The sequence below is a fragment of the Zooshikella ganghwensis DSM 15267 genome (assembly GCF_000428585.1).
GTDB lineage: Bacteria > Pseudomonadota > Gammaproteobacteria > Pseudomonadales > Zooshikellaceae > Zooshikella > Zooshikella ganghwensis.
Genome location: NZ_AUAF01000034.1, coordinates 20,832 through 44,144 on the forward strand (window position 1 = coordinate 20,832; position 23,313 = coordinate 44,144).

Here is a 23,313-nt window from a genome sequence, read left to right on the forward strand (position 1 = left end):
AATGAGCTCTAACTCTGCGAAACAGACAGCCCTTATAAAAAGTAAACGTTTTTTACCTTTTTTTATTACCCAGTTTCTAGGGGCATTTAACGATAATGTCTTTCGAAACTCTCTTGCTTTGTTAATTGGGTTTCAATTAACTCGTTTCGAAAGCAGCCTACCTTTCGCAGACAACAAAGATATTCTGATCAACCTAGCAGCAGTACTTTTTATTTTGCCATTGTTTATTTTTTCAGCAACGGCAGGTCAACTTGCTGATAAATATGAAAAGTCTCAGTTAATTAGAATTGTTAAGTTTAGTGAAGTTATCATTATGTCGCTCGCCGCGGTGGCTTTTTACTTTAATAGCCTGATTGGTTTGTTAGCTGTACTGTTTTTAATGGGTACCCAATCGAGCTTTTTTGGTCCCGTTAAATACGCCATTATCCCTCAACATTTAAAAGAAACCGAACTGGTTGCTGGCAATGCATGGGTTGAATTAGGTACTTTTATTGCTATTTTACTAGGCACAATTTTAGGCGGCTTACTCACAGAGCTTCCCTCTGCCACCACTTGGATTTCCTGTTTTATTATTGGTCTTGCAACTTTTGGCTATCTAAGTAGCAAACGCATTCCTCCTGCACCATCAAGCGTGCCTGACCTTCATATTAACTGGAATCCAATTACCCAGACATTCCGTACACTCCGCTACGCAAGAGAGACTAGAGCCGTATATTTATCTATTTTAGCAATTAGTTGGTTTTGGTTTTTAGGTATAGCGTATCTAACGCAACTACCAAATTTTACAAGTTTCGTGATCAACGGTAACCCCAACATTTGGACCTGCTTACTTGCCTCGTTTTCAATTGGCATTGCTTTAGGCTCACTTAGCTGTGATCGACTGTCAGGCCACAAAATTGAGTTAGGTATTGTGCCACTTGGCAGTATAGGCTTAACCATCTTTGGTATTGACTTATTTCTGGCTAGCTACGCCCTTCCCCCACATAATCTAGAAGAAATTACCATTATTAGCTTTTTTAGTATTTCAGCTAACTTAAGAGTACTTATTGATTTAGCTCTGATTGGCTTTTTTGGGGGATTATTTATTGTTCCACTATATGCAATGATACAGTCGAGAACTAATGAAGCCTATCGTGCTCGAGTCATTGCCGCAAACAATATTTTAAATGCATTATTTATGTTGGTAAGTGGCATTTGCGCCATCATCTCAATGGGTTTACTTAAACTCAGCATCCCACAGTTTTTCTTAATTTTAGCGCTTTCCAATGGTTTAGTTGCAATTTATGTATTCTCCGTAGTCCCAGAGTTTACTATGCGCTTTTTGATTTACTTGCTCAGTCATTCAATGTACCGCGTCAAATCGCTTAACCTGGATCGAATACCTGAAACAGGACCTGCCGTTATCGTCTGTAACCATGTTAGCTATGTAGACGCTTTACTGATTGCTGGTGCATGTCGTCGGCCTATTCGTTTTGTAATGGACAAACCTATTTACGACTTACCAGTGCTTAACTTCATTTTTAGAGTGGCTAAGGCCATTCCCATCACCGCTAAAGCCAAACATCCTACCAGCTTTAATCATGCTTTTGACCGAATTGCCGAAGAGCTTGAACAAGGCAATGTAGTTTGTATTTTTCCAGAAGGTAAATTAACTAAAACAGGTGAAATTAACCCCTTTAAACGGGGTATTGAAAAAATTCTCAGTCGCACACCTGTTCCTGTGGTTCCTATGGCACTGCAAGGCTTGTGGGGTAGCTTTTTCAGTCATCACGGTGGCCCAGCCATGGCTAAACGACCTAGACGCTTTTGGTCCAAAATCAGACTTGTTACTGGACACCCTATTCCCGCAGAAGAAGCTAGTGCTGAAAAATTATATCAAGAAGTAGCACAGCTTAGAGGAGAGAACGCTTAAGAAACAACAATTGCTACACAAAAAAACCATTAATCATACTAACGAAAACATACTGCAGTCAGTGTACAAAAGCTGTTGTCTTCCACTGAGATTACTAATTATTAACTGCAGTATGTTGCCGAAGACCCTCAAGCACTTTTCGTCCTAAAGGCGTTAACTGCCAAACAGCTCGACTGCGATTAGAGTGAAGAGTGTCTTTCCGAATCAAACCCATTCGCCGTAAATGCAATCGAATCATACGCAGTGAGGTATCCGTAAACTGGAAGCTACTGACCGCATGAGCATCTTCATAAGCTTCATGGATATGGCGAGTATAACGCTCTGCCAAAAACTGAGCTAATGACTCTTTAATCTTATCTTCTGAAGCACTGTTATCTAAATCTATAGCAAATGCATTAAAAACATCCTGCCATATTAACGTTGCTTTAGAAGTAATAAGTTTACAGTTTCCTTCGATATAGATATTGCACGCAAATGAAAGCTCAACAAGTTCCTGCAAGGCATTAATTGAATTTGATTGAGAAGGTGATAAATGCTGAAGAGCATGTTTCACTTCTTGCAAATCCGCTAACTGCTTTCGTAAATCTACCTGCTTCTCTGTTTGGATTTCACTAACATCAGCAGCCCTTATCCACCCAGGTGCAGGTGTTTGCTCTATAAACGCAGGCAAGTGCTGCCTTAAAAGAGAAACTAATGTCTCCGAGGTATCCCAAGAATAATTATTGTGCTTCTGCAAAGACTCTCTAAAAACACGCAAACGCGCAACCCCTTCAGCGGTTACTTCTTTTTTGTTCGCTGCTAATGGTGCTTTTAAATCTCTTACCAGGCATAAAATTGGCTTACGCAGCGTATGTGCATAAGTATATTCTCGGTGAAGATAGCTAATACCACTTCGCGTTAAAGAGCCATAACGGCCCCCAGAAACCAAAACAATATAATCACTCTGGTCAATTGCACGTCGGACATGAGGCCAATTATCCTGATCAGGATTTCTAAACCCAGGAAGAAACTCAGGCCCCACAGGTATGCACCCCAGACAAAGCAAGGCATTGACTAACGCTTGGCGTTCCTCAACCAAGTCACGATATGTGGAGCTAATAAATATTTGATAGCGTTTCAATAACGACATTCCGTCTACAACATACTAACGGCAAAAAAAACCTAAAAAGTCAGCATTTTTGCCAGTGTTAAACAAGTATAGCGATAAAGCCCTGAAAACGTTACTGACTTATTGGCTAAGGTATTAGACCCATAACTACTCCCTTTCATTCATATGAAACTAAAACAGTCAGCTTATTATGCATTTCTGTGCATGATTTTTTCTTTTATTCCTTTATATCATGCCTTGAAGGAACAACATACCACCCCGAATGCAGCCTTCACTTGTTCACTGCAGACCGAAAACCTTGGCTTCAACAGTGTTACAGCTACAAAAAGTGCATACGATCTTTTTTTTATTCCATATAATTATATAAAATGATTGTAACATCATGCTTTTTGCATTAAAGCTACTAGAGTACAATATTGAACAGTCAGGTTATTTTAATAAATTTGTGCCATAACAGAAACAGGAGGATTACGTTACAAAAATATGACAAACCTCATTGAATGATTAAATTTTGATCATCGCTATGTTTGCCAACAAGAGAAATCGGTACAACCGCACTTATTATTACATGCTTCATAATATAAGGCCTGGAAGTGTGAACAGCCACAGCAATCTGTAGAAATTTCCTGGCAAGCTAATTCCCTGAATATTTGTCAAAAAATCAACAACCTAGCCTCTGTAGTCACATTTCCCCTTCATTGTCACTACGTACAAATACTGCTTTAAATCAGTACTTTGAGCATTATGCTTCAGCCAGGTTGATTTTTCAGCATTGATGAGAAGGCGAGAATATAACAGTAACAACCAAAGGTATTTCTATGGATACAACTGCTATCACATCGCTGCTTAACGCAGCAAATAGCTTTATTTCAGGCAACATATTGATCTATGTGCTTATTGGTGCGGGGATATTATTTACACTACGCTCAGGATTTATACAGTTTCGCTTATTTGGCTACGCAGCTAAGTCATTGGTAAAAAGCCGCCAAGTTGATCGCGACCATATTTCATCTTTTCAGGCATTCTGCACCAGCCTTGCGGCACGTGTTGGTACTGGGAATTTAGCGGGTGTGGCCGCAGCATTATCGGTGGGTGGACCTGGCGCCATCTTCTGGATGTGGTTAATTGCTTTACTTGGTATGGCCACTAGCTGTATCGAGAATACATTAGCTCAAATTTATAAAACCAATGATCATGATGGTACCTACCGCGGAGGTCCTGCCTACTATATAGAAAAGGGGCTTGGTCAACGCTGGTTAAGTATTATTTTCTCAATTTGCCTTGTTATTACTTTTGGTTTTGCATTCAACGCGATTCAATCAAAGTCCATTGCAGAAGCAGTTGAAACAGCCTTCAATATTGACCAAAAATACATGGGGCTTGTTATTGCAGTCGTTGCCTCAATGATTATCTTTGGAGGTATTCGCTCTATTGCTCGTTTTGCTGAAGTCGTTGTGCCTTTTATGGCTTTAGCCTACATTGTCGTAGCATTGGGCGTTGTTGCATTTAACGCGGCAGAGCTGCCTAAAGTCTTTTCGTTAATCATCAGCCATGCATTTGGTTTAGAAAGTGCCATTGGTGGCGGAATGGGCTATGCCGTCAAGTCAGCTATCCAGCAAGGCGTCCAGCGTGGATTATTCTCTAATGAGGCTGGCTTGGGTAGTGCCCCCAACGCAGCTGCTACTGCTACCCCGTATCCACACCACCCAGCTACTCAAGGCCTAATCTCCATGGTTGGTGTATTTGTAGATACCATCATTATCTGTAGTGCAACTGCTTTCATCATTTTGCTTTCAGGCCAACTGGATCCTTCTTCTCAAATGGAGGGTATCACGTTAACACAGTCTGCCTTACATACCCACGTTGGTGACTTCGGCCCTATTTTTGTGGCAATAGCTATCTTACTTTTCGCATTTACATCAATCATCACTAATTATTACTACGGTGAAACAAACTTGATGTTAATGAAGCAAAATAAGCTGCTTTTGATGTTTTATCGCTTGCTGGTATTGGCCATCCTCATTGTCGGCCCTGTTGCTGAACTACCTGTCCTGTTCTCTTTTGCGGATGTTTCAATGAGCGCAATGGCACTGGTGAACTTAGTTACTCTTCTCCTGCTATCTGGCATTGTGCTTAAAGTCGTTAAGGACTTTAAAGAGCAAGTAAAAATGGGGGTCGAGCCTGTTTTTGATCGGAAAAAATTCCCATTCCTTGATAAAACAATGGATAAAGATGTATGGGATGATACGAGTAAATAACAAGTATCATTGCATATAAAAAAGTAACGACTGATGTAACTTAACTTTCTGAGGACGGCATATCACCGTCCTCTCCGCCTTCAACATCAAACATATCTTTTTCAAGCCCTGTGCGTCCTTGCTCTTGTAAAATTGCACTTTGTCGTTTGACAACATGTTGTATCAGGGCTTCCTTTCCTGCTTCATCGGTCTCAATAAATGCCAGCCTTAGTAAGTACCGGTTGTGCTGTGCATCAAAACTACAAATCACTACCTCAGCCAGAGTTGTCACATACTTCTCTTCAGGCCTGAGAACAATCTCCAACAATAATTTTGAGCCAACAGGAATACCCTCTTCATGATACAGTGCTATACCACAAGCACTAATATTCACCGACTGCACAGCAAAATTACTCACAACGCCTTGCGCTTGAAGCTGCTCTACTAGCTCCTCAACTTTTTGATTCAGTAGCCAAGCGACCGTTGCAGCCTCCTCACAAACTTTCCTTAAACTTGAGATTGCCTGACCTATTTTAAGATCTAGGTTATGGCTAAACAGCCCGTGGTTTTGTTGTAACGCTTTAGTAGCACCATTTTCTACAAAATCCTGCCACTCTTCTTCAGTAAGCACTCGATAGCGAAATCCTACTCGATCTGTAACTCGAAAATAGCGACGTCTATCCTCACTCATAATGGGCTGACCCTTGTTTAGAATACTTCTTCAGGTCGAAGTCGGAAGTCATCCTGCGAAGAAGGTGCTTCCGGTTTAGAATCTGGTACATCTTCAAAAACTGCAGGTTTTTTTGGGGCTATGCCTGGGTACACTACAATCTCAACCCGCCGGTTCTTAGCTCGATTTTCACGAGTATTATTGGGCACTAAAGGCTGTGTATCCGCAAAGCCTTTCACTTCAATTCTACTTGGAGGAATTCTTCCATCTGCCAACATTTCATGGGCCACCATCACAGCACGTGCTGACGATAATGCCCAGTTAGAAGGAAACTCTGCTGTTTCTATGGGAATGGAATCTGTGTGCCCCTCAACAGAAATAAGCCCTTCAGTTGCTGCTAGCTGGTTACGAATTTTTTCCATGGTCGGAATGAAACTAGGCCTCAAATTAGCCGCTCCAGATCCAAAAGAGCCTTTTTCTTGAATACGAATAACGATGTTACTCCCTCTCGTTTCCACCTCAATACTTCCCTGGTCTACCTCTTCTTTTAGTGAAGCTGTAAGCTTTTCTGCTACAGCTTCACTCTTTTTCTTCATCTCTTCATTTTGTGTCGAAATCTCTTTTTGGTCCTGCCCTGCAGTGGTTAACTTTCGTCCTTGCTTTGCTTCTTTTCCTGGCTCACATTGCTGATCAAGCTGAGGTTTTGGCAAGTCAGTGGTAAACTGCCTTACCATATTTAATGGCGTTGGTTCTGGCTTCCCTGGGCTAAAGTGACGCATGATCACACTGGTTCCTTTAGGTATATCCCTATCCTTAACAACCTTTTGCACCCCAAATGCATTTTTCATTGTGTCTGCAATCTGCTTGTATTTCATGGCATCAATTTCAGAAAACGTCAGCAGCAGCACAAAAAAGCAAAGCAGTAAAGACATTAAATCGGCAAAGGTGGCAAGCCACCCAGGAAGCCCAGGAGGGGGCTCTGGACATTGACACTCTTCCTCATCATCTGTCACGTTATCACCCTAAGCCTCTGCTCCTTCTTCTTGCCCACGCTGTTTAACTGGCAGGTAAGTACGCAACATAGAATCAATAACGCGAGGATTTTGACCTTCTTGAATAGCTAACAACGCATCAATTATCAGTGCTTTGCTAAGTGCTTCCTCATTCCTTCGAATAGTCAGCTTGTCAGCAATTGGTATTGCAATCATGTTAGCAATCACTGCGCCATAAAGTGTTGTCAACAGTGCAACTGCCATGGCTGGGCCTATAGACTTGGGGTCATCCATGTTAGATAACATCTGTACTAGGCCAATAAGCGTGCCAATCATCCCCATTGCAGGCGCAACATCCCCCATAGCTGAAAAAATTTTGGCTCCCGTTTCATGCCTTGTAACGGATAAAGCCAGATCCCTTGAAAGTAGGCGCTTTACTACGACAGGATCATGACCGTCGACCAGAAGCTGTAAGCCATACTTTAGAAAAGGATGACCAACTTCTTTTTCCTCAAGCGCAAGCAACCCAGACTTACGTGCAAGTTCTGAAAGACCAACAACTTCTTCAATCAATGCTGGCAAATCAAGGGGGACAAATTTAAATGATTTTCCAGCAATGCCTATGGCCCCGAAAAACTGCTTGAGATTAAACTTAATTAATACGACAAATAACGTACCAATAATTACAATCAAGATAGAGGGTACATTAATGAATACAAGCGCTGAGCCACCTAATAGAATGGCCGCAAGAACAATGGCAAAGCCACCGAGCAAGCCCGCTAAGGTCGCTAAATCCACTGAACACTCCTAGTGAAAACTGTATATGTCACGATGATATCTATGCTATTGCCCAATACGATTATGCCCGCATAGCAAGTAGTTAAACGTTATGAACTAAGAAGTATGAAACAAGAACGTTCAATCTTTTTATCCCCCCAAAAAGATCGCTTGCAACCGGAAATACTAATTGTTAATAAGCTGCAAAACCCTATTATGGTTGGATGAAAACTAGCCTTGAACTGTGCTTGTAATTCTAGACGGTATTTTCAATACCTGCTCAGCTGAGAACACAGTCATACATCCCCTGGAGTCCATTGACCAAAATCAAACTGTCGGGTACTGTTGCGTGCTTGGTGAATACGACAGGATGACCATCATGCCCCGGAAAAAACAAGCGCTTGACTTCGAGCAATCCCTTCAGGCACTGGAAAAACTTGTCGAACAGCTGGAGTCTGGCGAACTATCACTAGAAGAGTCCTTGCAAACCTTTGAACAAGGCATCAAACTCACTCGACAATGCCAAGAAGCTCTAAAAGAAGCTGAGCAAAAAGTACAGCTTTTAGTTGAGAAAAATAACTCTCTTTCTACACAACCCTTTGCGGAAGAAGATGACGCGTAATAATGTCGTTAAGTAAACTCATCACTCATTATCAGCAACGAATTGAGCAACAGCTTGAAGCGCTTTTAGTTAACCATGCATCTCCAGCTAAAACGCTCCAAAAAGCGATGCGCTATGCCGTTCTGGGTGGTGGAAAGCGGATCCGCCCCGTTTTAGTTTATGCCAGTACAGAAGCTTGTGGTGGAAACATCGAACTTGCAGACCCTGCAGCTTGTGCAGTAGAGCTCATTCATGCCTACTCGCTGGTGCATGATGACCTTCCCGCAATGGATGATGATGACTTGCGTCGGGGACAACCTACCTGCCATAAAGCCTTTGATGAGGCAACCGCAATCTTAACAGGTGATGCTTTACAAAGCTTAGCCTTTCAGGCTGTTATAGATATTCCTAACGACACTGCCAAGCTCTCACCCAGCCAACAGCTCGCCCAGCTAAAAGTACTGACGGTTGCGGCAGGGGCAAATGGCATGGTTGCAGGGCAAGCACTTGATCTTGCGGCTGTTGGCAAGCAACATATGTTATTAGCCGATTTAGAGCAAATCCATCGCCATAAAACCGGTGCTTTAATTAGAGCAAGTGTCCAGCTTGGTGCTATTACCGCCAATGCCACAGCAGAGCAACATCAGGCCCTAACACATTTTGCGGACTGTATTGGACTTGCGTTTCAAGTAAAGGATGACATTCTGGATGTAGAAATGGATACCAGTGTACTTGGCAAACAGCAAGGGGCAGATGCAGCAAAAGATAAACCAACCTACCCAGCGTTATTAGGACTGGAAATTGCCCGACAAAAAGCGCAGGATCTCTACCATGAAGCAGTCAGCGCACTATCTATCTTCGATGATCGCGCAGCACCGCTACGAGAACTCGCCTCGTTTATTATTGAACGACGTCACTAATGTCGCAACAATATGGCTAAGTGTTTTATTAAACACGCAGAAAAGGTATATTGCAGAGGTTTACACCACCATTAACTAAACCGCCAATATAACCATCAATCAAATCAACCCTTAAACCTATGTGCCTAGCTTGAAGAACAAACTAACCAATGACAAGATTAAGCACTATTTGAGTTCGTGATTGCCCATGTTCCACGACATACCACGCAGCAAACCAGAAACACCTCTGCTAGATACTATCAGTTCGCCTGAGCAGTTAAAGCAGCTTCCTGAAGCTAAATTGACTGAGTTAGCTAACGAATTACGACAATATTTACTGTTCTGTGTTGGACAAACCGGTGGACATTTTGGTGCTGGACTTGGTGTTATTGAACTGACCATTGCCCTTCACTATGTTTTTAACACACCCAGTGACCGCTTAGTGTGGGATGTTGGGCACCAAGCTTACCCACATAAAATTCTTACTGAACGCCGTGATTTGATACATACTCTTCGCCAGCAAGGTGGTTTGGCAGGCTTTCCTAAGCGTTCTGAAAGTGAATATGACACTTTCGGTGTTGGTCATTCCAGTACCTCAATTAGTGCAGCATTAGGCATGGCCATTGGCGCCCAACTTCAACAGCAAGAACGCAAGACTGTAGCCATCATTGGTGATGGGGCGATGACTGCAGGCATGGCATTTGAAGCACTTAATCATGCTTCAGATGTTGGCGCTGATATGCTGGTCATTCTTAATGATAACGATATGTCCATTTCAGATAATGTGGGTGGACTATCCAATTATTTTGCCAAAATTCTTGCCAGCAAAATGTACCATTCGGTGCGAGAAGGCAGTAAAAAAGTCTTAAAAAAAATGCCAAAAGCATGGGAATTAGCAAGCCGTACTGAAGAGCATTTTAAAGGCATGGTTGTGCCTGGCACATTATTCGAGGAGTTAGGCTTCAACTATATTGGCCCAATTAATGGCCACGACTTAGATACGTTAGTTCATACCTTAAAGAATATTAAAGAACTTAAAGGTCCTCAGTTTTTGCATGTTGTAACGACCAAAGGTAAAGGCTTTATCCCTGCCGAAGAAGACCCTATTGGCTACCATGCTATCACCAAACTAGAGCCATCCCCTCCAGTTCAGCCTATTGAGCCGCTGATGAAAAAGCCGAAATTTTCTAATATATTCGGGCAATGGCTTTGTGATATGGCGGAAGTGGACTCTAAATTGGTGGGCATCACACCCGCCATGAAAGAAGGCTCTGACCTGATTCAGTTTGCAGAGCAATATCCTGAACGTTACTTCGATGTGGGAATTGCTGAACAGCATGCCGTAACCCTTGCTGCAGGTATTGCCTGCGAGGGAGGTAAACCCGTTGTAGCGATTTACTCCACTTTTTTGCAGCGCGCTTATGATCAGCTAATTCATGATGTCGCAATCCAAAATCTGGATGTATTATTTGCAATAGATCGGGCTGGACTGGTGGGTGAAGATGGCCCGACTCATGCGGGTTGTTATGATATTCCCTTTATGCGCTGTATTCCTAACATGCTGATTATGGCACCAGCCAATGAGGATGAAACCCGAAAAATGTTAAGTACAGGGTTTAAGTATAAAGGCCCTGCTGCAGTTCGTTATCCCAGAGGAACAGGACCAGGGACACCCATAGAGCAGTCCTTGGCTACACTGTCTATTGGCAAAGGTGAAATAACAAAGCAAGGAAAAAATGTCGCTATTCTTGCGTTTGGAACCTTACTTACTGAAGCAGAGGCTGCAGCTGCTGAGCTTGGAGCAACAGTAGCTAACATGCGTTTCATCAAGCCTTTGGATGAAATACTCATCAGTGAACTAAGCAAAAATCACCAGCTACTGGTCACACTTGAAGAAGGCGCCATTATGGGTGGTGCTGGTTCAGCTGTTAATGAGTTCCTGCAAGCAGCTAATATCACAATTCCAGTAATCAATTTAGGTATTCCTGATCGCTACATTGAACATGGTAAACCAAAACACCAGCTGGCTGAGTGTGGGCTAACAAAAGACGGCATTATCAGTGCCGTGGAGGCTAGACTAAAATTGCTATCATTAGGCAATAGCTCAACAGCTTAATTATTCTCCCCCGCCATACTCTTTACTTCACTAAAGAGTATCATTACAAAAAATCACCTTAAAAAGGTAGTCTTGCTAATGGCTACCTTTTACGCTTCACAATACAGTTTATGTAATACCGAAATTATTTCTGTAACTTCATGACTATTGAGCGCATAAAAAATGGTTTGCGCATCTCGGCGCGTTTTAACTAACGACTCTTGACGCAGCCAAGATAAATGCTGTGACAATGTTGATTGCGGCATTGGAAATAATGCATTTAACTGGGAAACAGATAACTCTTTTTCTTGTAAAGCACATAAAATCATCAAACGATGTTTATGACCTATTGCTTTTAAGACCTTTACAGCTCGATCTACGTTACTTTCCGATTTTGCATAATCATTCATTACTACTTTACCATTATTTAACGTGTTAACTGCGCCAACAATGGAGAGCATTTCATACCCACAAGCATAGCGCCTATAAAAGCGAGAATTTTTAAATCACCACCACTTAAATTCGCCAATGCAGGTCCAGGACAAATACCAGAAACGCCCCATCCAATACCAAAAATAATACTGCCCACAACAAGTGATTTATCAATAGTTTTTTTCACTGGCAAAAAAAACTGTTCATCCAGAAGGGGTTTGCTTTTAGGTTTTACCCATACTAAATAACCCATAACGTAAATAAATAATGCGCCAGCCATTACCAGCGCCAAGCTAGGGTCCCAGTCTCCCGAAATATCCAGAAAGTTTAACACTTTTTGAGGGTTAACCATTTGCGCTACGGTTAAGCCTATTCCAAAAAGTACCCCACAACAAAGTGCAACAATTTTATTCAAACCCTGTCCCCTCATAAGTTAAAGGAATACATGCCGAGACAAAAAGACAATGAACCCAGCCGTTGTCATAAATAACAACGTTGCGACTATTGATCTTAAAGAGCCACGACCTATTCCACAGATACCATGACCACTGGTGCAACCAGAACCGATTTGGGTACCTATCCCGACTAAAAAGCCACCAACAAGTACTGCAGCCCAAGACAAAGACAAATCAGATGGCAAAGAAAAGCCTAGCTTTGAAGCAAAAAAGGCACCTAGAACAATCCCTAAAATAAAAAGCCACCGCCAACTTAAATCAGCTTGCTTAAGCTTTACAGCACCATTAACAATGCCAGATATACCTGCAATACGACCATTTAACCAAAGCAACAAAAATGCTGAGAGACCTATGGCTAGACCACCAATAAGTGCTGAATAAGGTGTAAACGATGTCATGATAATCCCTTTTTTAAATCCACATTTTTTAAAATTAATTTGGCAAACACTACGAGAAGCAACCCGTCTTCTCATCAAAAGCATGTGAAGGCTTATTCTTATTGTTTTATCAAACCTTATATTGTATTTCGCAAATATACAATATAAAAATAAGCTATCAGTGCCAGCCAGCATCAGAAAGGAAAAAAAAGCTTTAGCTAACTATGCTAAAGCCTCGATACGATGGGTAAGATGAAAAAGATGGATGAAGCTCTAAGGAAATAAATGCCCTAATTTTCCAGCCTTTACCGCTAAATATCGTTCGTTATGTGGGTTTTGACCAGTCTGTAAGGGAATACGCTCAACAACCTCTACTCCTTGCTGCTCCAGCGCTTGGACTTTTCGGGGGTTATTTGTTAATAAACGAACCTGTGAAACACCCAAATGGCTTAACATGGCTTTACACATATCATACTTGCGCAAGTCAGCTGCAAAGCCTAGGCGCTCATTGGCTTCTACAGTATCAGCGCCACCATCTTGCAGCTCATACGCTTTTATTTTGTTTAGCAAACCAATACCACGACCTTCCTGTCGAAGATAAAGCAACAATCCTCTGCCATTTTCAGCAATGGTTTGTAAAGCAGTCTGCAACTGAGCACCACAATCACATCGCAAACTAAACAGTGCATCACCTGTAAGACACTCTGAATGTACCCTCATTAGCACAGGCTTCTCAGATGAAATATCTCCCATTGATAAGGCGACATGCTCTTTTCCTGTATGCTCATCTGCAAAACCATGGAGTGTAAATATGCCAAATGGTGTGGGTAATTGGGATGCAGCAACAAATGATACGGTCACACAAGACTCCTAGCTAATTCTTACTGCCTGCAAGCTACAACAACTCATTAAAAGCCTTTAGTTTCAACTGGAACGTGGCTGCATTATGCTGCTCGGTAGTATACTCCTCTTATTGGGTATACAAGCACTCTGGGTAGCCAAAAATACTCTACAGTTTCTGTGTATACTTACAGGAAAGAAACGATAATAAAGCGAGACCTTTATTTTTCCTCAAGATACATAATGCCATCTTGTTTTATCATTTTCACTTTGTTTAAAAAGTTTGTGCCCAGTAGTATTTCACGTGGAGAATCACCTTCAATCACCGCCGCTTCAAGGTTATAGTGAGCAATACCTTGCACCTCAACCTTATGTAACATGACGTTAAATGTTCTTACTGTACCACCCGCAGTGGATGCTGCCGAAAGTGTTCCATGTTTTATGTAGTTAATATTCAGCTTTTTCGCATGTTCAGAGTTCATTGCAATTAAGCTTGCCCCTGTATCAACCAGCATACGAATGGGCATACCATTAATAGTTCCGTGAGTATAATAGCTTCCATGGTTATCTTTAAGAATGGAAATACGCTTTTTAACGGGTGCACTAAATCCTTCTGAGTAATCTCTAGAAAGTGGGAACACTTTTTGAACACCGTCAATTTCAAGGGTCGCAGAAGCTGTATCTGCTGAGATTAAACGAACCCCCTGCTTAGCCGGCTTACCTACTTTCAATAAGTGGCGCTGGCCATTAATATTTACAACTGCAGCACCATTATTAAATAAGCCAATAACCTGAACATGAGGAGCAGCCTCTGCTGTAAGCCAGATAAAAAAAACAAAACTGCTAAGCACTTGCCTCAAGACGCGAACCATAACAACTCCTGACTGCACTACCTTTTTGATTATAGTTGACTGTTACCACTCAGCACGACGCCTGAAAATATGATTACCCAAAAAGCAAAACCAATAGCTGAGCTGTACACAATCCCATTACCCCAGCCATTACATCATCTAGCATGATGCCTAACCCTCCGTGAACATGCTTATCGACCCAGCGAATAGGCCATGGCTTAATGATGTCAAATATTCTAAATAAAATGACGCCTATCAAAACCCAAAACCAGTGGCTGGGTATCGCAAATAAGGTTATCCATAATCCAACAAACTCATCCCAAACAATTCCTGGGTGATCATGCACCCCCAGTTTGGCTGAAGCGATTCCACATAGCCAAATACCCAATACCGCAGCCAATAAAACAACAACTGCATAGCTAGCCAAAGGTAATCCCTGAAACAGCCACCAGAAAGGCAACGCCGCTATTGTACCAACAGTGCCAGGCGCTTTTGGTGATAAACCACTGCCCAGACCAAATGCCAGCCAGAGTCTTGGATCACGTCCTAATGTTGTAGGAGTAACCGCTTTCATATCTCTGTAACTCCTTAATGCAGATTTATACCTTTGCCTTTAGAGGCTGTCGCAAAACTACTGCGCTTGCAAATACTGCGTTAAAAATCGGCTCAAAGTACTCATTTATTAAGTATAAACTCCGCCTTTTCGCCGATTTTTGCCTTGTCTTTGCTTCGCTCATAACCTTTTGCGACACCCTCTTTAATTAAGAGAGAAGCGTTAATTGAAATGTTGATAACCCTGCTGGGAAATGCTCACAGGCTGGCCTGATGTTGTGAAAACACCTGGTGTCTCGATGATTTGCCCGATACGCGATACTGGGCAGAGGGGTGATAAGGAATGAGTGATATCTCCAGCGAGATGTGGAGGCGCAGTAAAGCAAAGCTCATAGTCATCCCCGCCTGTAAGCATTATTTGTTGCTGCTTTTCAAGCTCTGGCAACAGCTGTTGTAAAGCCTGAGAGGCAGGTAAAGATGAGAAGTCTAACTGAGCCCCTACCTGGCTCATTGTTAATATATGGCCTAAGTCAGCCAGTAGCCCATCGGAAATATCAATTGCACACCGACAACCCAGCGCTACAGCTTTTTGCGCCTCAACCACCCTGGGCGTTGGGAAATAATAACGATTCCACAATGTTCGCAGGTTTTCGTCAGTAGGCTTTTCCTCTAAGCCCTGTTGCAGATAGGGTAACCAGGCTGCCGCATCACCCAATGTACCTGTAACCCAGATGTCATCTCCGGGTTTCGCACACTGTCGGGATAACCATTTTTCTTTTTTAACTAAACCATGAACTTGAAGCGTAATGGTTAGTGGGCCTCGCGTAGTGTCCCCACCAATCAGTGAAATGCCCACTTTCTGGGCCAACGTTTGCAAACCTTCAGCAAAGCCTGCTAGCCAGTCAGAATTCGCTTCAGGTAGCGTCAAACCCAAGGTAAACCAAGCAGGTTCTGCCCCCATAGCCGCCAGGTCACTTACTGTAACAGCCAAAGCTCGATAACCGATCAACTCAGGTGAAGCCACTGCAGGAAAGTGAACATCAGCAACCAGTGTATCCATTGAAACCACCAGCTGATACCCTTCAGGCACAGACATAACGGCACAATCATCACCAATCCCTAACTGAGGAGACCATGGCCCGGCATTTGCCAAGCCTGGTTGCTGAAAATATCGCGCAATCAAGCCAAACTCAGATAACACCCGTTACTTGCCTCGCAGTGCACGCATTTCTTCCATTCGCGCTCTAGCAGCTACCTTATCCAAAATACCATTGACATAACGGTGGCTTTCTTCAGCACCATAGCGCTTTGCAAGTTCAATGGATTCGTTGATGACGACCTTGTAGGGCACATCTAAACGAAACATTAACTCAAACGTTCCTATCCTTAGTGTTGTCAGCTCAATAGGATCTAACTCGTCAAAATTTCTATCCAAAAAAGGCTCAAATCCATCCTGAACTACTTTTAAATTACATGGTATTCCATGCAGCAGCTCAGAAAAATAGCCAAGATCAACTTTCGACATATCATAGTCAGTACGGAACTGCGCATCGATATCTGTCAAACTGGCCCCCGCCATATGCCATTGATATAAGGCTTGTAGCGCGTATTGACGAGCCCTTCTCCGCTCAGAAGGTTTTGGCTTGGCCGCATTGTTTGGATTAGAAACTGTATCGTTCACTTAAGACCCCAGCTGATTAAGTAAGCTAACCATCTCGAATGCAGTCATTGCTGCTTCTTCACCTTTATTACCAGCCTTGGTTCCAGATCGCTCGATAGCCTGTTCAATACTATCAACGGTTAACACGCCAAATGTCACTGGCAGTTCTGCCTCTAGTGACACAACTCCCAGTCCTTTTGCACATTCCCCGGCAACATAATCAAAGTGTGGTGTACCACCACGAATAACTGCTCCTAGTGCAATTATGGCATCATATTTACCTGAGTTGGCAGCTTTCTTCACAACCAAAGGCATCTCAAAAGCACCAGGGCAGCGAATAACAGTAATATGATCTTTCGCAACCCCATGACGCAGGAGGGCATCCAAAGCACCTTGCAACAAGCTTTCTACAACAAAGGCGTTCCAGCGTGTTACAACAATTGCATATCTCCCATCGTTAGGTGTTAACACCCCTTCGAGGGTTGTTATGTCTGACATAGTTTCCTCGTAAACAAAGACGACGTATATCGCTTAACCAATGATGTCACACTCTATCCATTCGTTTTTGATAGATTAAGTGCAACTAATATATTCCACAATTTCCAAGTCAAACCCAGAAATTGCACTAAATTTTATGGGTGAGCTCATTAGGCGCATTTTAGTTACACCCAATAGGCGTAAAATCTGTGAGCCTGTGCCTACAGTCAAATAGGCGCCACTACTATTAAATGCAGGATTTCTTGGCCCTTTTTTATCTGGATAAAAGAAGCGTTGCATACTTCCAGCAAAGTCAATGGTTTGCTCAGAGTCTAAAAGAACAACAACCCCTCTACCCTCTTCTGCAACTACTTTCAACGCTCTTTGAAACGTCCAACGTGGGGACTCAGCTTTTTGGGCCCCTAGCAAATCCCGGAAAGCATCCGCTACATGAACACGCACTAAAACAGGTTCATCGGTACTCACATCACCTTTGACCAAGGCAAGGTGAGTTTGATCTTGAACCGTATCGTGGAAAACCACCAACTCAAACTCGCCAAACTCAGTAAGCACTGGCTGTCGTTGTGTCTCGACAACGGTCTTTTCATGTAAAATTCGATACTGGATTAGCTCAGCGATCGTACCAATTTTCAGCTGGTGCTTTTCTGCAAAAAGCTCCAGGTCAGGGCGACGCGCCATAGTACCATCTTCGTTCATAATTTCCACAATCACTGCTGCTGGAGTCAGTCCTGCTAGCCGGGCCAAATCACAACCCGCTTCAGTATGACCTGCACGACTGAGCACACCCCCAGGTTGGGCGCGCAATGGGAAAATATGCCCAGGCTGAACGATATCCTCTGGCTTAGCATTTGGGTCAACGGCCACTTGAATTGTTCTAGCCCGATCAGCTGCTGAAATACCTGTTGTTACTCCCTCAGCGGCTTCAATGGATACTGTAAAATGGGTCCCAAAAGGTGTTTTATTGGCTGGTACCATAGGCGTCAAGCCCAGGTAGTCACAGCGTTCAGTCGTCATAGGTAAACAAACCAAACCGCGTGCATGGGTTACCATAAAGTTGACTGCTTCGGGTGTCACTAAATCAGCCGCCATAATTAAATCACCTTCATTTTCCCGGTCTTCATCATCCATCAAGATGATCATTTTTCCTAATCGAAGATCTTCAAGAAGCTCAGGGATGGTATTTAATTTCATGGCTACTCCTAAACAGTCACGGCACTATTATTGAGTTTTTACTGAAGTATTGAGTTTTTATTTAATACTGAGTTTTTAGTTAATTTTATCGTTACAAATTACATTAAACAGGGCCAGCGAAAATAAGCGCTTTACGATAATTTTTTTGCCAGCTATCGCTTTCTTGGCGTTAAAAAACCATGTTCAGCTAAAAAATCAGAAGTGATTGAAGATGATGGCGTATCCGGCTCTGCAGCTTTATCGCCTAACAGTAAACGTTCAAGGTGTCTGGCAATAATATCAACTTCAAGGTTTACCTTATGTCCTAATCGATAGTACTGAATAATCGTTTCGTTAATGGTGTGGGGTACAATATTGAGTTCAAACCAACTGCCGTTTACTCGATTCACCGTTAAACTTGTACCATCAACGGTGATTGAGCCTTTTGCAGCAATATATTTTGCCAATCCTTTAGGCGCTACAATGCCTAAACGCCAAGAACGACCTTCCACCTTCAATGTATTGACTTCACCTACTCCATCAACATGACCACTGACGATATGTCCACCAAGATGGGAAGTTGGCATTAATGCTTGTTCAAGATTAACCTTTTTGCCCACTTGCCAGAATGCTACTGTCGTGCAATCCAACGTTTCTTTAGAGACGTCCGCCCAAAAACCTTTGTCAGTAATTTTCGTTACAGTTAAACAAACACCATTGGTAGCAATACTATCCCCTAGAGCCACAACACTCATATCAAATGAGCCAGCCTCAATTTGAAGGGAAACATCATGGTTGTGTGGTTGAACCTTAAGAATTTGGCCAACTGCTTGAACAATACCTGTGAACATAAAATTGCCTATCAGAACCGCCAGCTATTTTTAGTGGGGTATCAAAAACACCACGCATATACTGCACTCAGCTTATCAAACAGCGCTATTAACCAGGTTATTCATAAGCAGGGTATGCAATCAACCGCCAATCATCGCCCACTTGTCGCCAATCAGCAATCTTAAGTTTGACTTTATCAAGCATGGAATTCCAGTGGGGGGTATAGAAAACAGGTCGTGTTTGACTCCCCATTAATACAGGTGCGGTATAAATGACCAGCTCATCAATTAATTGCTCTGCCAAAAATGCACCCGCCAGCCTCGCTCCTGCTTCAAGCAAAACATCATTAATTTCTGCTTGTGCGAGTTTTTTCAGCACTGCGGTCAGGTTAATCTTCTCTGAGCTGTCATGTTCCATTTCCCAAAGCTCAATACCTTTCTCTCTCAAAGCGCGTTGTTGATCAATCGCAACTCCTGGGGAGTGCACAATAATAACTTTTCCTTTGGTATGAAGCAGCCTTGCCGTCAAGGGAATTCGCAACTGACTATCAAGAAGCACACGCACAGGGGGGAATTTTTGCTCAGTAATTTCGGGTAACTGTTCCTTAGTCAGGCGCACATTAAGTGCTGGATCATCAGCCAGCACAGTACCAATACCTGTAATGACTGCAGCACTCTTTGCTCTAAGTTTATGCACATCAACTCTGGCAGCTGGGCCTGTTATCCACTGGCTTTCACCATTTTCCATGGCGGTAGCACCATCTAAACTCATAGCCGCTTTACAACGTACATAAGGCAAACCCTCACACATACGTTTTATAAAACCTGCATTAAGTGCTTTTGCATCTGCTTCAAGCAAACCACAGATGACATCTATACCCGCCGCTTGTAAATACTCTATCCCTTTTCCTGCCACTAAGGGGTTTGGGTCTTCCATTGCAATAACAACCCGTCTAACACCGGCAGTAATCAGAACATCACTGCAAGGCGGTGTCCTCCCATGATGACTACAAGGCTCTAAAGTAACATAAACGGTAGCGCCTTTAGCCGCGCCAGCAGGAAGACAATTAAGTGCTTCAAGCTCAGCATGAGGCTCCCCAGCCCGTTTATGCCAACCTGATGCAATAATCTGCTCATTAATGGTAATTACACAACCTACACGGGGATTGGGATGCGTAGAGTAAGTACCTTTAGCCGCCAGCTGAAGGGCTTTCGCCATCATGGCCTGATCAAGGGCAGAGACTATCGACATAACTTACTGTTCTGAAGATTTCAAATGATCAGTTGAATGCTGAGGCTCTTTTTCCAAACGGTCAATTTCTTCACGAAACTCATTAAGATCTTTAAAGCGCCGATAAACCGATGCAAAGCGAATATAAGCTACTTCATCCAGCTTTTGTAACTCGCGCATCACCAGCTCTCCTACAATCAGAGACTCTACCTCCCGATCACCGCAGGCACGTAGATTATGCATAATGCGATTGATGGCTTCTTCAATCTTTTCAACACTTACAGGACGCTTTTCCAACGAACGCAGCATACCTGCACGAAGTTTATCTTCATCAAAAGGCTCACGACTACCATCTTGCTTTATTAGTCTTGGCATGACTAACTCAGCCGTTTCATAAGTCGTGAAACGCTCAGTACATGATAGACATTCACGACGACGCCTGACCTGTATACCGTCGGCAACGAGTCGTGAATCAATGACTTTGGTGTCTTTAGCACCACAAAAAGGACAATGCATGGCTTAACTAAATCCCTGAAACACTATAAAGAGCAAGTCAAGCGCAATCGACAAACCATGGTAATAGATTTATTTGATGTAGACTGCTGTAATCATAGTACAGATATATTTAACTAACACAAGTTTATTGTCGTAATTTTCTATCCAGCCTAATCCTTTCGGCATATTGTCACTTTTCTATGTCACGTTATTTCAATTACCGATGCTTTTTTAAAAGGAGCAGGCAACAATGGCAAAATCACTTGATCAATGGTTTACTGAATACAGTGCAAGTCACCAACACCCGTTAAACAAAAGAATTCACTTTATTGCTGTACCCACTATTTATGCCACTGTTATTGCTTTACTGTGGTCAATCCCCTTACCTGAAATACTCACTCCTTTTGCCTGGGCTAACATAGGTACTCTATCCGTACTCTTGATCATCGCTTTTTATTGCACATTATCAGCTAAACTCAGTATTATCATGCTGTGTTTTTCCGGAATTATACTTTTAGTGTGTTATTGGCTAACATTGAATAGCCCTTGGCCTCTATGGCTGGTAGCCCTGTCACTCTTTATCTTCATGTGGATACTTCAGTTTATTGGCCATGCTGTTGAAGGTAAAAAACCTTCTTTTTTTAAAGATCTACAGTTTCTATTAATTGGACCAGCCTGGGTTATGGCCTATTTATTTAAAGGGCTAAAGTAAAAAAACTAACTGCAATGATCATTAACTTCAGCCTGGTATAACTTAGTTTCTTTTATTGCTTATACCCTGATATTACCACCCCAGTCGTATCGTGAATAAAGACGCCTGGGGTATAATAATGATCTGCTAACTTGCTGACACTACTGTACTGTCAGTTAAAACATCAAAGGAAAAATACTTTTTAAAAACTGCATTTACTCCCCCTAACTGGTCAACGGGTGTTTGTACCTTAGTGCCCCGACTATTTGTTTTTATTAACGTTGTGTCATGCAGTGTTATACGCCCATCGACCAAAGCTTTTGAACACAGCAAATTGCGTTTAAATTTTGAGGCGAAAGAAGTTTGATGGTAATGACAACGTTCAGTAAAGTCGCTCAGTGCTACAGGAGAAGAGTGAAAGCGATAGCGTGGTAACCACTGTAGTTGAGTGTACATTTCAAGCACCCAAAAGCCTTCCTTTTGCTGTAAACGATAACAGCCTGAGATATCCGTATGCTCCTTACCCATTAGCAAAGGCAAAGGTGAACGAAAACTGTCCCCAAAACCTACATCCACAAGCCAGGGTTGCTCTAAATTAACTAACAACGCAAGATGATCAAAAGGTGGTGTAAACTCATTTTGTTTTTCATCATACACTTCAGCTGCTACCAGACTGACGCGGTACCCCAGCTCGCTTAACAACCATCCAAACAAACCATTTAATTCAAAACAAAAGCCGCCACGCTGCTGCAAGACTATTTTTTGGTATAACCATGGTAACTTCAGCTCTATCGGTTGACTATAGATAACATTCAGGTTTTCAAACGGCACTTGCTGTAAATGTGCCTGATGTAACTTTCGCAAAAACGTTAATGTAGGTTGCTCCTTTGTACACCCTATACGTCGTAAGTAATTTGAGCTGTCCATATTCTCGTCCTTTTGTTTTAACCTGTGGCTCTTTTCCTAAAAACGTAAATATCAACTACTTTGCCATCCACTTCACCAGCTTGCCTTAGCTTTTGCTCTATTTCAAACCCTAACCGATTGGCTACAGCAATACTGGCTGTATTGTCTGCATGACAGTGAATTTCGATTGTACGTAGCTTTAGCTGAGAAAAGCAGTAATGAACGAGTTTTTCAGCACAACGATGAATAATGCCTTGACCAGTAAAATCTGCATCTAGCCAGTAACCTAATGTGGCTACTCTTTGTTGCCAGTTAATGGTATTTAAACTGACAGAACCAATTAGCTGGTGATTAAAATAAACACCTCCTAACCATATTGTATGAAAGCGCCAACTTTTATCCGCCACGCGGCTCAGTAGCCCCTTCACAAAAGCTTCTGTTAGATGAATATCATGCCACCAAAAGAGTCTTGGCAGATTTTTAACAGCTAACTGATGAAATTGTTGAGCATCCTGTGGCTTTAATGTTTCAAGAGTTAGATGCTTATCCACCTTTAATATAAACACTCATTTTGACCTATTTCTTGTTGCATAGTCTTTGTCATTCCCCCTTCGCCAATGAGTTTTACTCTCCTAGGGTAGCTGAGATTTGTCAAGCACAAGTCCTACAGTAGTAGACTTCCCCTCAAGCTTCATCACTTGACAGCCGCCCCTAAAATCCTTCGCTGAAGGTATAGCAATCAGCCAATATACAGCCCATAGTTAAAATTATTTATTTAGTACAAACATACAAATATTCTTGGTTTCAACTAATAAGTGCAATTCTTAATTAGCGAGTAAATCGACTCGCCACCCTAAAAACATTTCATTCGGTGATTTGAAATTCCTTGTTGCCCTCGGGCGTTCATTCAAACGATCCATTACAAACTGAATATCTTCATCACTCACTTTATTAAAATCCGTGTCCTTTGGAAAATACTGTCGTATCAAGCCATTCGTATTTTCATTCGTGCCACGTTCCCAGGATGCGTACGG

At 42.4% G+C, this 23,313-nt stretch carries 25 protein-coding genes and 1 pseudogene; 6 read left to right on the forward strand and 20 right to left on the reverse strand.

The genetic code is table 11. From position 1 onward, the window contains the following. Position 1 precedes the first annotated feature (1 nt). A complete protein-coding gene (locus F607_RS0109890) occupies positions 2 to 1,912 on the forward strand; it encodes an MFS transporter (protein WP_027707968.1) in 1,911 nt (636 codons plus the stop codon). A gap of 94 nt (positions 1,913 to 2,006) precedes the next feature. Here F607_RS0109890 and F607_RS32740 read toward each other — a convergent pair whose 3' ends face one another. Next, positions 2,007 to 3,041: a DUF4062 domain-containing protein gene (locus tag F607_RS32740; protein ID WP_051311256.1), complete on the reverse strand. Its 1,035-nt coding sequence runs from the start codon at positions 3,039 to 3,041 to the stop codon at positions 2,007 to 2,009. Between the two features lie 797 nt (positions 3,042 to 3,838). Here F607_RS32740 and F607_RS0109905 point away from each other — a divergent pair. Further along, positions 3,839 to 5,278, forward strand: a complete 1,440-nt coding sequence (locus F607_RS0109905; RefSeq protein WP_211233621.1) for an alanine/glycine:cation symporter family protein — start codon at positions 3,839 to 3,841, stop codon at positions 5,276 to 5,278. 40 nt (positions 5,279 to 5,318) lie between these two features. Here F607_RS0109905 and F607_RS0109910 read toward each other — a convergent pair whose 3' ends face one another. The 3 genes from F607_RS0109910 to pomA are packed head-to-tail and all read right to left on the reverse strand — an operon-like array spanning position 5,319 to position 7,717. Next, complete coding sequence (locus tag F607_RS0109910; protein WP_027707971.1) at positions 5,319 to 5,948, reverse strand: PilZ domain-containing protein; 630 nt, start codon at positions 5,946 to 5,948, stop codon at positions 5,319 to 5,321. Between the two features lie 17 nt (positions 5,949 to 5,965). Next, entirely contained in the window at positions 5,966 to 6,940 is a 975-nt protein-coding gene (locus tag F607_RS29030) for a MotB family protein (protein ID WP_051311258.1), read from the reverse strand. A gap of 9 nt (positions 6,941 to 6,949) precedes the next feature. Next, positions 6,950 to 7,717: a flagellar motor protein PomA gene (gene pomA, locus F607_RS0109920; RefSeq protein ID WP_027707972.1), complete on the reverse strand. Its 768-nt coding sequence runs from the start codon at positions 7,715 to 7,717 to the stop codon at positions 6,950 to 6,952. Between the two features lie 358 nt (positions 7,718 to 8,075). Between pomA and F607_RS0109930 the strand changes: the two genes are divergently transcribed. From F607_RS0109930 to dxs, 3 genes are all read left to right on the forward strand, one after another. After that, complete coding sequence (locus tag F607_RS0109930; RefSeq protein WP_027707973.1) at positions 8,076 to 8,318, forward strand: exodeoxyribonuclease VII small subunit; 243 nt, start codon at positions 8,076 to 8,078, stop codon at positions 8,316 to 8,318. A gap of 2 nt (positions 8,319 to 8,320) precedes the next feature. Further along, the gene (locus F607_RS0109935; protein WP_027707974.1) at positions 8,321 to 9,217 is read left to right on the forward strand and encodes a polyprenyl synthetase family protein; all 897 of its coding nucleotides are present in this window, start codon (positions 8,321 to 8,323) and stop codon (positions 9,215 to 9,217) included. 187 nt (positions 9,218 to 9,404) lie between these two features. After that, entirely contained in the window at positions 9,405 to 11,312 is a 1,908-nt protein-coding gene (dxs, locus tag F607_RS0109940) for a 1-deoxy-D-xylulose-5-phosphate synthase (protein ID WP_157365416.1), read from the forward strand. Positions 11,313 to 11,401: 89 nt separating this feature from the next. Here the strand turns inward: dxs and F607_RS0109945 are convergent, their stop codons facing one another. The 13 genes from F607_RS0109945 to nrdR form a co-directional block, all read right to left on the reverse strand. Continuing rightward, on the reverse strand, positions 11,402 to 11,752 hold the full coding sequence (locus F607_RS0109945) for an ArsR/SmtB family transcription factor (RefSeq protein ID WP_230400387.1): 351 nt from the start codon (positions 11,750 to 11,752) through the stop codon (positions 11,402 to 11,404). After that, positions 11,719 to 12,138, reverse strand: coding sequence for a YeeE/YedE family protein (locus F607_RS29035; RefSeq protein WP_157365417.1), 420 nt, complete (start codon positions 12,136 to 12,138; stop codon positions 11,719 to 11,721). Before F607_RS29035 ends, F607_RS0109945 begins: the two co-directional genes overlap by 34 nt. A gap of 18 nt (positions 12,139 to 12,156) precedes the next feature. Continuing rightward, entirely contained in the window at positions 12,157 to 12,750 is a 594-nt protein-coding gene (locus F607_RS0109955; protein ID WP_338112617.1) for a YeeE/YedE family protein, read from the reverse strand. 78 nt (positions 12,751 to 12,828) lie between these two features. Then, entirely contained in the window at positions 12,829 to 13,416 is a 588-nt protein-coding gene (gene ribA / locus F607_RS0109960) for a GTP cyclohydrolase II (RefSeq protein ID WP_027707978.1), read from the reverse strand. A 200-nt stretch (positions 13,417 to 13,616) separates the two neighbouring features. Continuing rightward, complete coding sequence (locus F607_RS0109965) at positions 13,617 to 14,267, reverse strand: retropepsin-like aspartic protease family protein (RefSeq protein WP_038290889.1); 651 nt, start codon at positions 14,265 to 14,267, stop codon at positions 13,617 to 13,619. 73 nt (positions 14,268 to 14,340) lie between these two features. After that, a complete protein-coding gene (locus tag F607_RS0109970) occupies positions 14,341 to 14,820 on the reverse strand; it encodes a phosphatidylglycerophosphatase A family protein (RefSeq protein ID WP_027707980.1) in 480 nt (159 codons plus the stop codon). A 201-nt stretch (positions 14,821 to 15,021) separates the two neighbouring features. Continuing rightward, the gene (gene thiL / locus F607_RS0109975) at positions 15,022 to 15,999 is read right to left on the reverse strand and encodes a thiamine-phosphate kinase (protein ID WP_027707981.1); all 978 of its coding nucleotides are present in this window, start codon (positions 15,997 to 15,999) and stop codon (positions 15,022 to 15,024) included. 3 nt (positions 16,000 to 16,002) lie between these two features. Continuing rightward, on the reverse strand, positions 16,003 to 16,479 hold the full coding sequence (gene nusB, locus F607_RS0109980) for a transcription antitermination factor NusB (protein WP_027707982.1): 477 nt from the start codon (positions 16,477 to 16,479) through the stop codon (positions 16,003 to 16,005). Further along, on the reverse strand, positions 16,480 to 16,956 hold the full coding sequence (ribH, locus tag F607_RS0109985) for a 6,7-dimethyl-8-ribityllumazine synthase (RefSeq protein ID WP_027707983.1): 477 nt from the start codon (positions 16,954 to 16,956) through the stop codon (positions 16,480 to 16,482). 75 nt (positions 16,957 to 17,031) lie between these two features. After that, positions 17,032 to 18,147, reverse strand: a complete 1,116-nt coding sequence (gene ribBA / locus F607_RS0109990) for a bifunctional 3,4-dihydroxy-2-butanone-4-phosphate synthase/GTP cyclohydrolase II (protein ID WP_027707984.1) — start codon at positions 18,145 to 18,147, stop codon at positions 17,032 to 17,034. 152 nt (positions 18,148 to 18,299) lie between these two features. After that, positions 18,300 to 18,977 carry a riboflavin synthase gene (locus F607_RS0109995; RefSeq protein WP_027707985.1) on the reverse strand — a complete coding sequence of 226 codons (678 nt, stop codon included), beginning with the start codon at positions 18,975 to 18,977 and terminating at the stop codon, positions 18,300 to 18,302. 97 nt (positions 18,978 to 19,074) lie between these two features. Beyond that, on the reverse strand, positions 19,075 to 20,208 hold the full coding sequence (ribD, locus tag F607_RS0110000; protein WP_038290893.1) for a bifunctional diaminohydroxyphosphoribosylaminopyrimidine deaminase/5-amino-6-(5-phosphoribosylamino)uracil reductase RibD: 1,134 nt from the start codon (positions 20,206 to 20,208) through the stop codon (positions 19,075 to 19,077). A gap of 3 nt (positions 20,209 to 20,211) precedes the next feature. After that, the gene (gene nrdR / locus F607_RS0110005) at positions 20,212 to 20,703 is read right to left on the reverse strand and encodes a transcriptional regulator NrdR (RefSeq protein ID WP_027707987.1); all 492 of its coding nucleotides are present in this window, start codon (positions 20,701 to 20,703) and stop codon (positions 20,212 to 20,214) included. Between the two features lie 229 nt (positions 20,704 to 20,932). Between nrdR and F607_RS0110015 the strand changes: the two genes are divergently transcribed. Continuing rightward, complete coding sequence (locus F607_RS0110015; RefSeq protein WP_027707988.1) at positions 20,933 to 21,394, forward strand: Mpo1 family 2-hydroxy fatty acid dioxygenase; 462 nt, start codon at positions 20,933 to 20,935, stop codon at positions 21,392 to 21,394. A 126-nt stretch (positions 21,395 to 21,520) separates the two neighbouring features. Here F607_RS0110015 and F607_RS0110020 read toward each other — a convergent pair whose 3' ends face one another. From F607_RS0110020 to F607_RS34595, 3 genes and pseudogenes are all read right to left on the reverse strand, one after another. Then, positions 21,521 to 22,300 (reverse strand): arylamine N-acetyltransferase family protein, encoded by a 780-nt coding sequence (locus tag F607_RS0110020; RefSeq protein ID WP_027707989.1) that lies wholly within the window; start codon positions 22,298 to 22,300, stop codon positions 21,521 to 21,523. 17 nt (positions 22,301 to 22,317) lie between these two features. After that, a complete protein-coding gene (locus F607_RS0110025) occupies positions 22,318 to 22,845 on the reverse strand; it encodes a GNAT family N-acetyltransferase (protein WP_027707990.1) in 528 nt (175 codons plus the stop codon). A 258-nt stretch (positions 22,846 to 23,103) separates the two neighbouring features. Continuing rightward, positions 23,104 to 23,313 (reverse strand): annotated as a pseudogene (locus F607_RS34595) (IS30 family transposase); the annotation flags it as partial.

Excerpts from the sequence above, each read along its gene's own strand:
- F607_RS0110020 (WP_027707989.1), bottom strand. The coding sequence starts at position 22,300 with ATGGACAGCTCAAATTACTTACGACGTATAGGGTGTACAAAGGAGCAA.
- ribBA (WP_027707984.1), bottom strand. The coding sequence starts at position 18,147 with ATGAAATTAAATACCATCCCTGAGCTTCTTGAAGATCTTCGATTAGGA.
- ribH (WP_027707983.1), bottom strand. The coding sequence starts at position 16,956 with ATGTCAGACATAACAACCCTCGAAGGGGTGTTAACACCTAACGATGGG.
- F607_RS0109995 (WP_027707985.1), bottom strand. The coding sequence starts at position 18,977 with ATGTTCACAGGTATTGTTCAAGCAGTTGGCCAAATTCTTAAGGTTCAA.
- F607_RS0109955 (WP_338112617.1), bottom strand. The coding sequence starts at position 12,750 with ATGCTGGCTGGCACTGATAGCTTATTTTTATATTGTATATTTGCGAAA.
- F607_RS0110015 (WP_027707988.1), top strand. The coding sequence starts at position 20,933 with ATGGCAAAATCACTTGATCAATGGTTTACTGAATACAGTGCAAGTCAC.
- F607_RS0109965 (WP_038290889.1), bottom strand. The coding sequence starts at position 14,267 with ATGGTTCGCGTCTTGAGGCAAGTGCTTAGCAGTTTTGTTTTTTTTATC.
- F607_RS0109945 (WP_230400387.1), bottom strand. The coding sequence starts at position 11,752 with ATGCTCTCCATTGTTGGCGCAGTTAACACGTTAAATAATGGTAAAGTA.
- ribD (WP_038290893.1), bottom strand. The coding sequence starts at position 20,208 with ATGTCGATAGTCTCTGCCCTTGATCAGGCCATGATGGCGAAAGCCCTT.
- F607_RS0109910 (WP_027707971.1), bottom strand. The coding sequence starts at position 5,948 with ATGAGTGAGGATAGACGTCGCTATTTTCGAGTTACAGATCGAGTAGGA.
- F607_RS0109935 (WP_027707974.1), top strand. The coding sequence starts at position 8,321 with ATGTCGTTAAGTAAACTCATCACTCATTATCAGCAACGAATTGAGCAA.
- F607_RS0109905 (WP_211233621.1), top strand. The coding sequence starts at position 3,839 with ATGGATACAACTGCTATCACATCGCTGCTTAACGCAGCAAATAGCTTT.
- F607_RS0109970 (WP_027707980.1), bottom strand. The coding sequence starts at position 14,820 with ATGAAAGCGGTTACTCCTACAACATTAGGACGTGATCCAAGACTCTGG.
- F607_RS32740 (WP_051311256.1), bottom strand. The coding sequence starts at position 3,041 with ATGTCGTTATTGAAACGCTATCAAATATTTATTAGCTCCACATATCGT.
- F607_RS0109890 (WP_027707968.1), top strand. The coding sequence starts at position 2 with ATGAGCTCTAACTCTGCGAAACAGACAGCCCTTATAAAAAGTAAACGT.
- nrdR (WP_027707987.1), bottom strand. The coding sequence starts at position 20,703 with ATGCATTGTCCTTTTTGTGGTGCTAAAGACACCAAAGTCATTGATTCA.
- dxs (WP_157365416.1), top strand. The coding sequence starts at position 9,405 with ATGTTCCACGACATACCACGCAGCAAACCAGAAACACCTCTGCTAGAT.
- F607_RS0109930 (WP_027707973.1), top strand. The coding sequence starts at position 8,076 with ATGCCCCGGAAAAAACAAGCGCTTGACTTCGAGCAATCCCTTCAGGCA.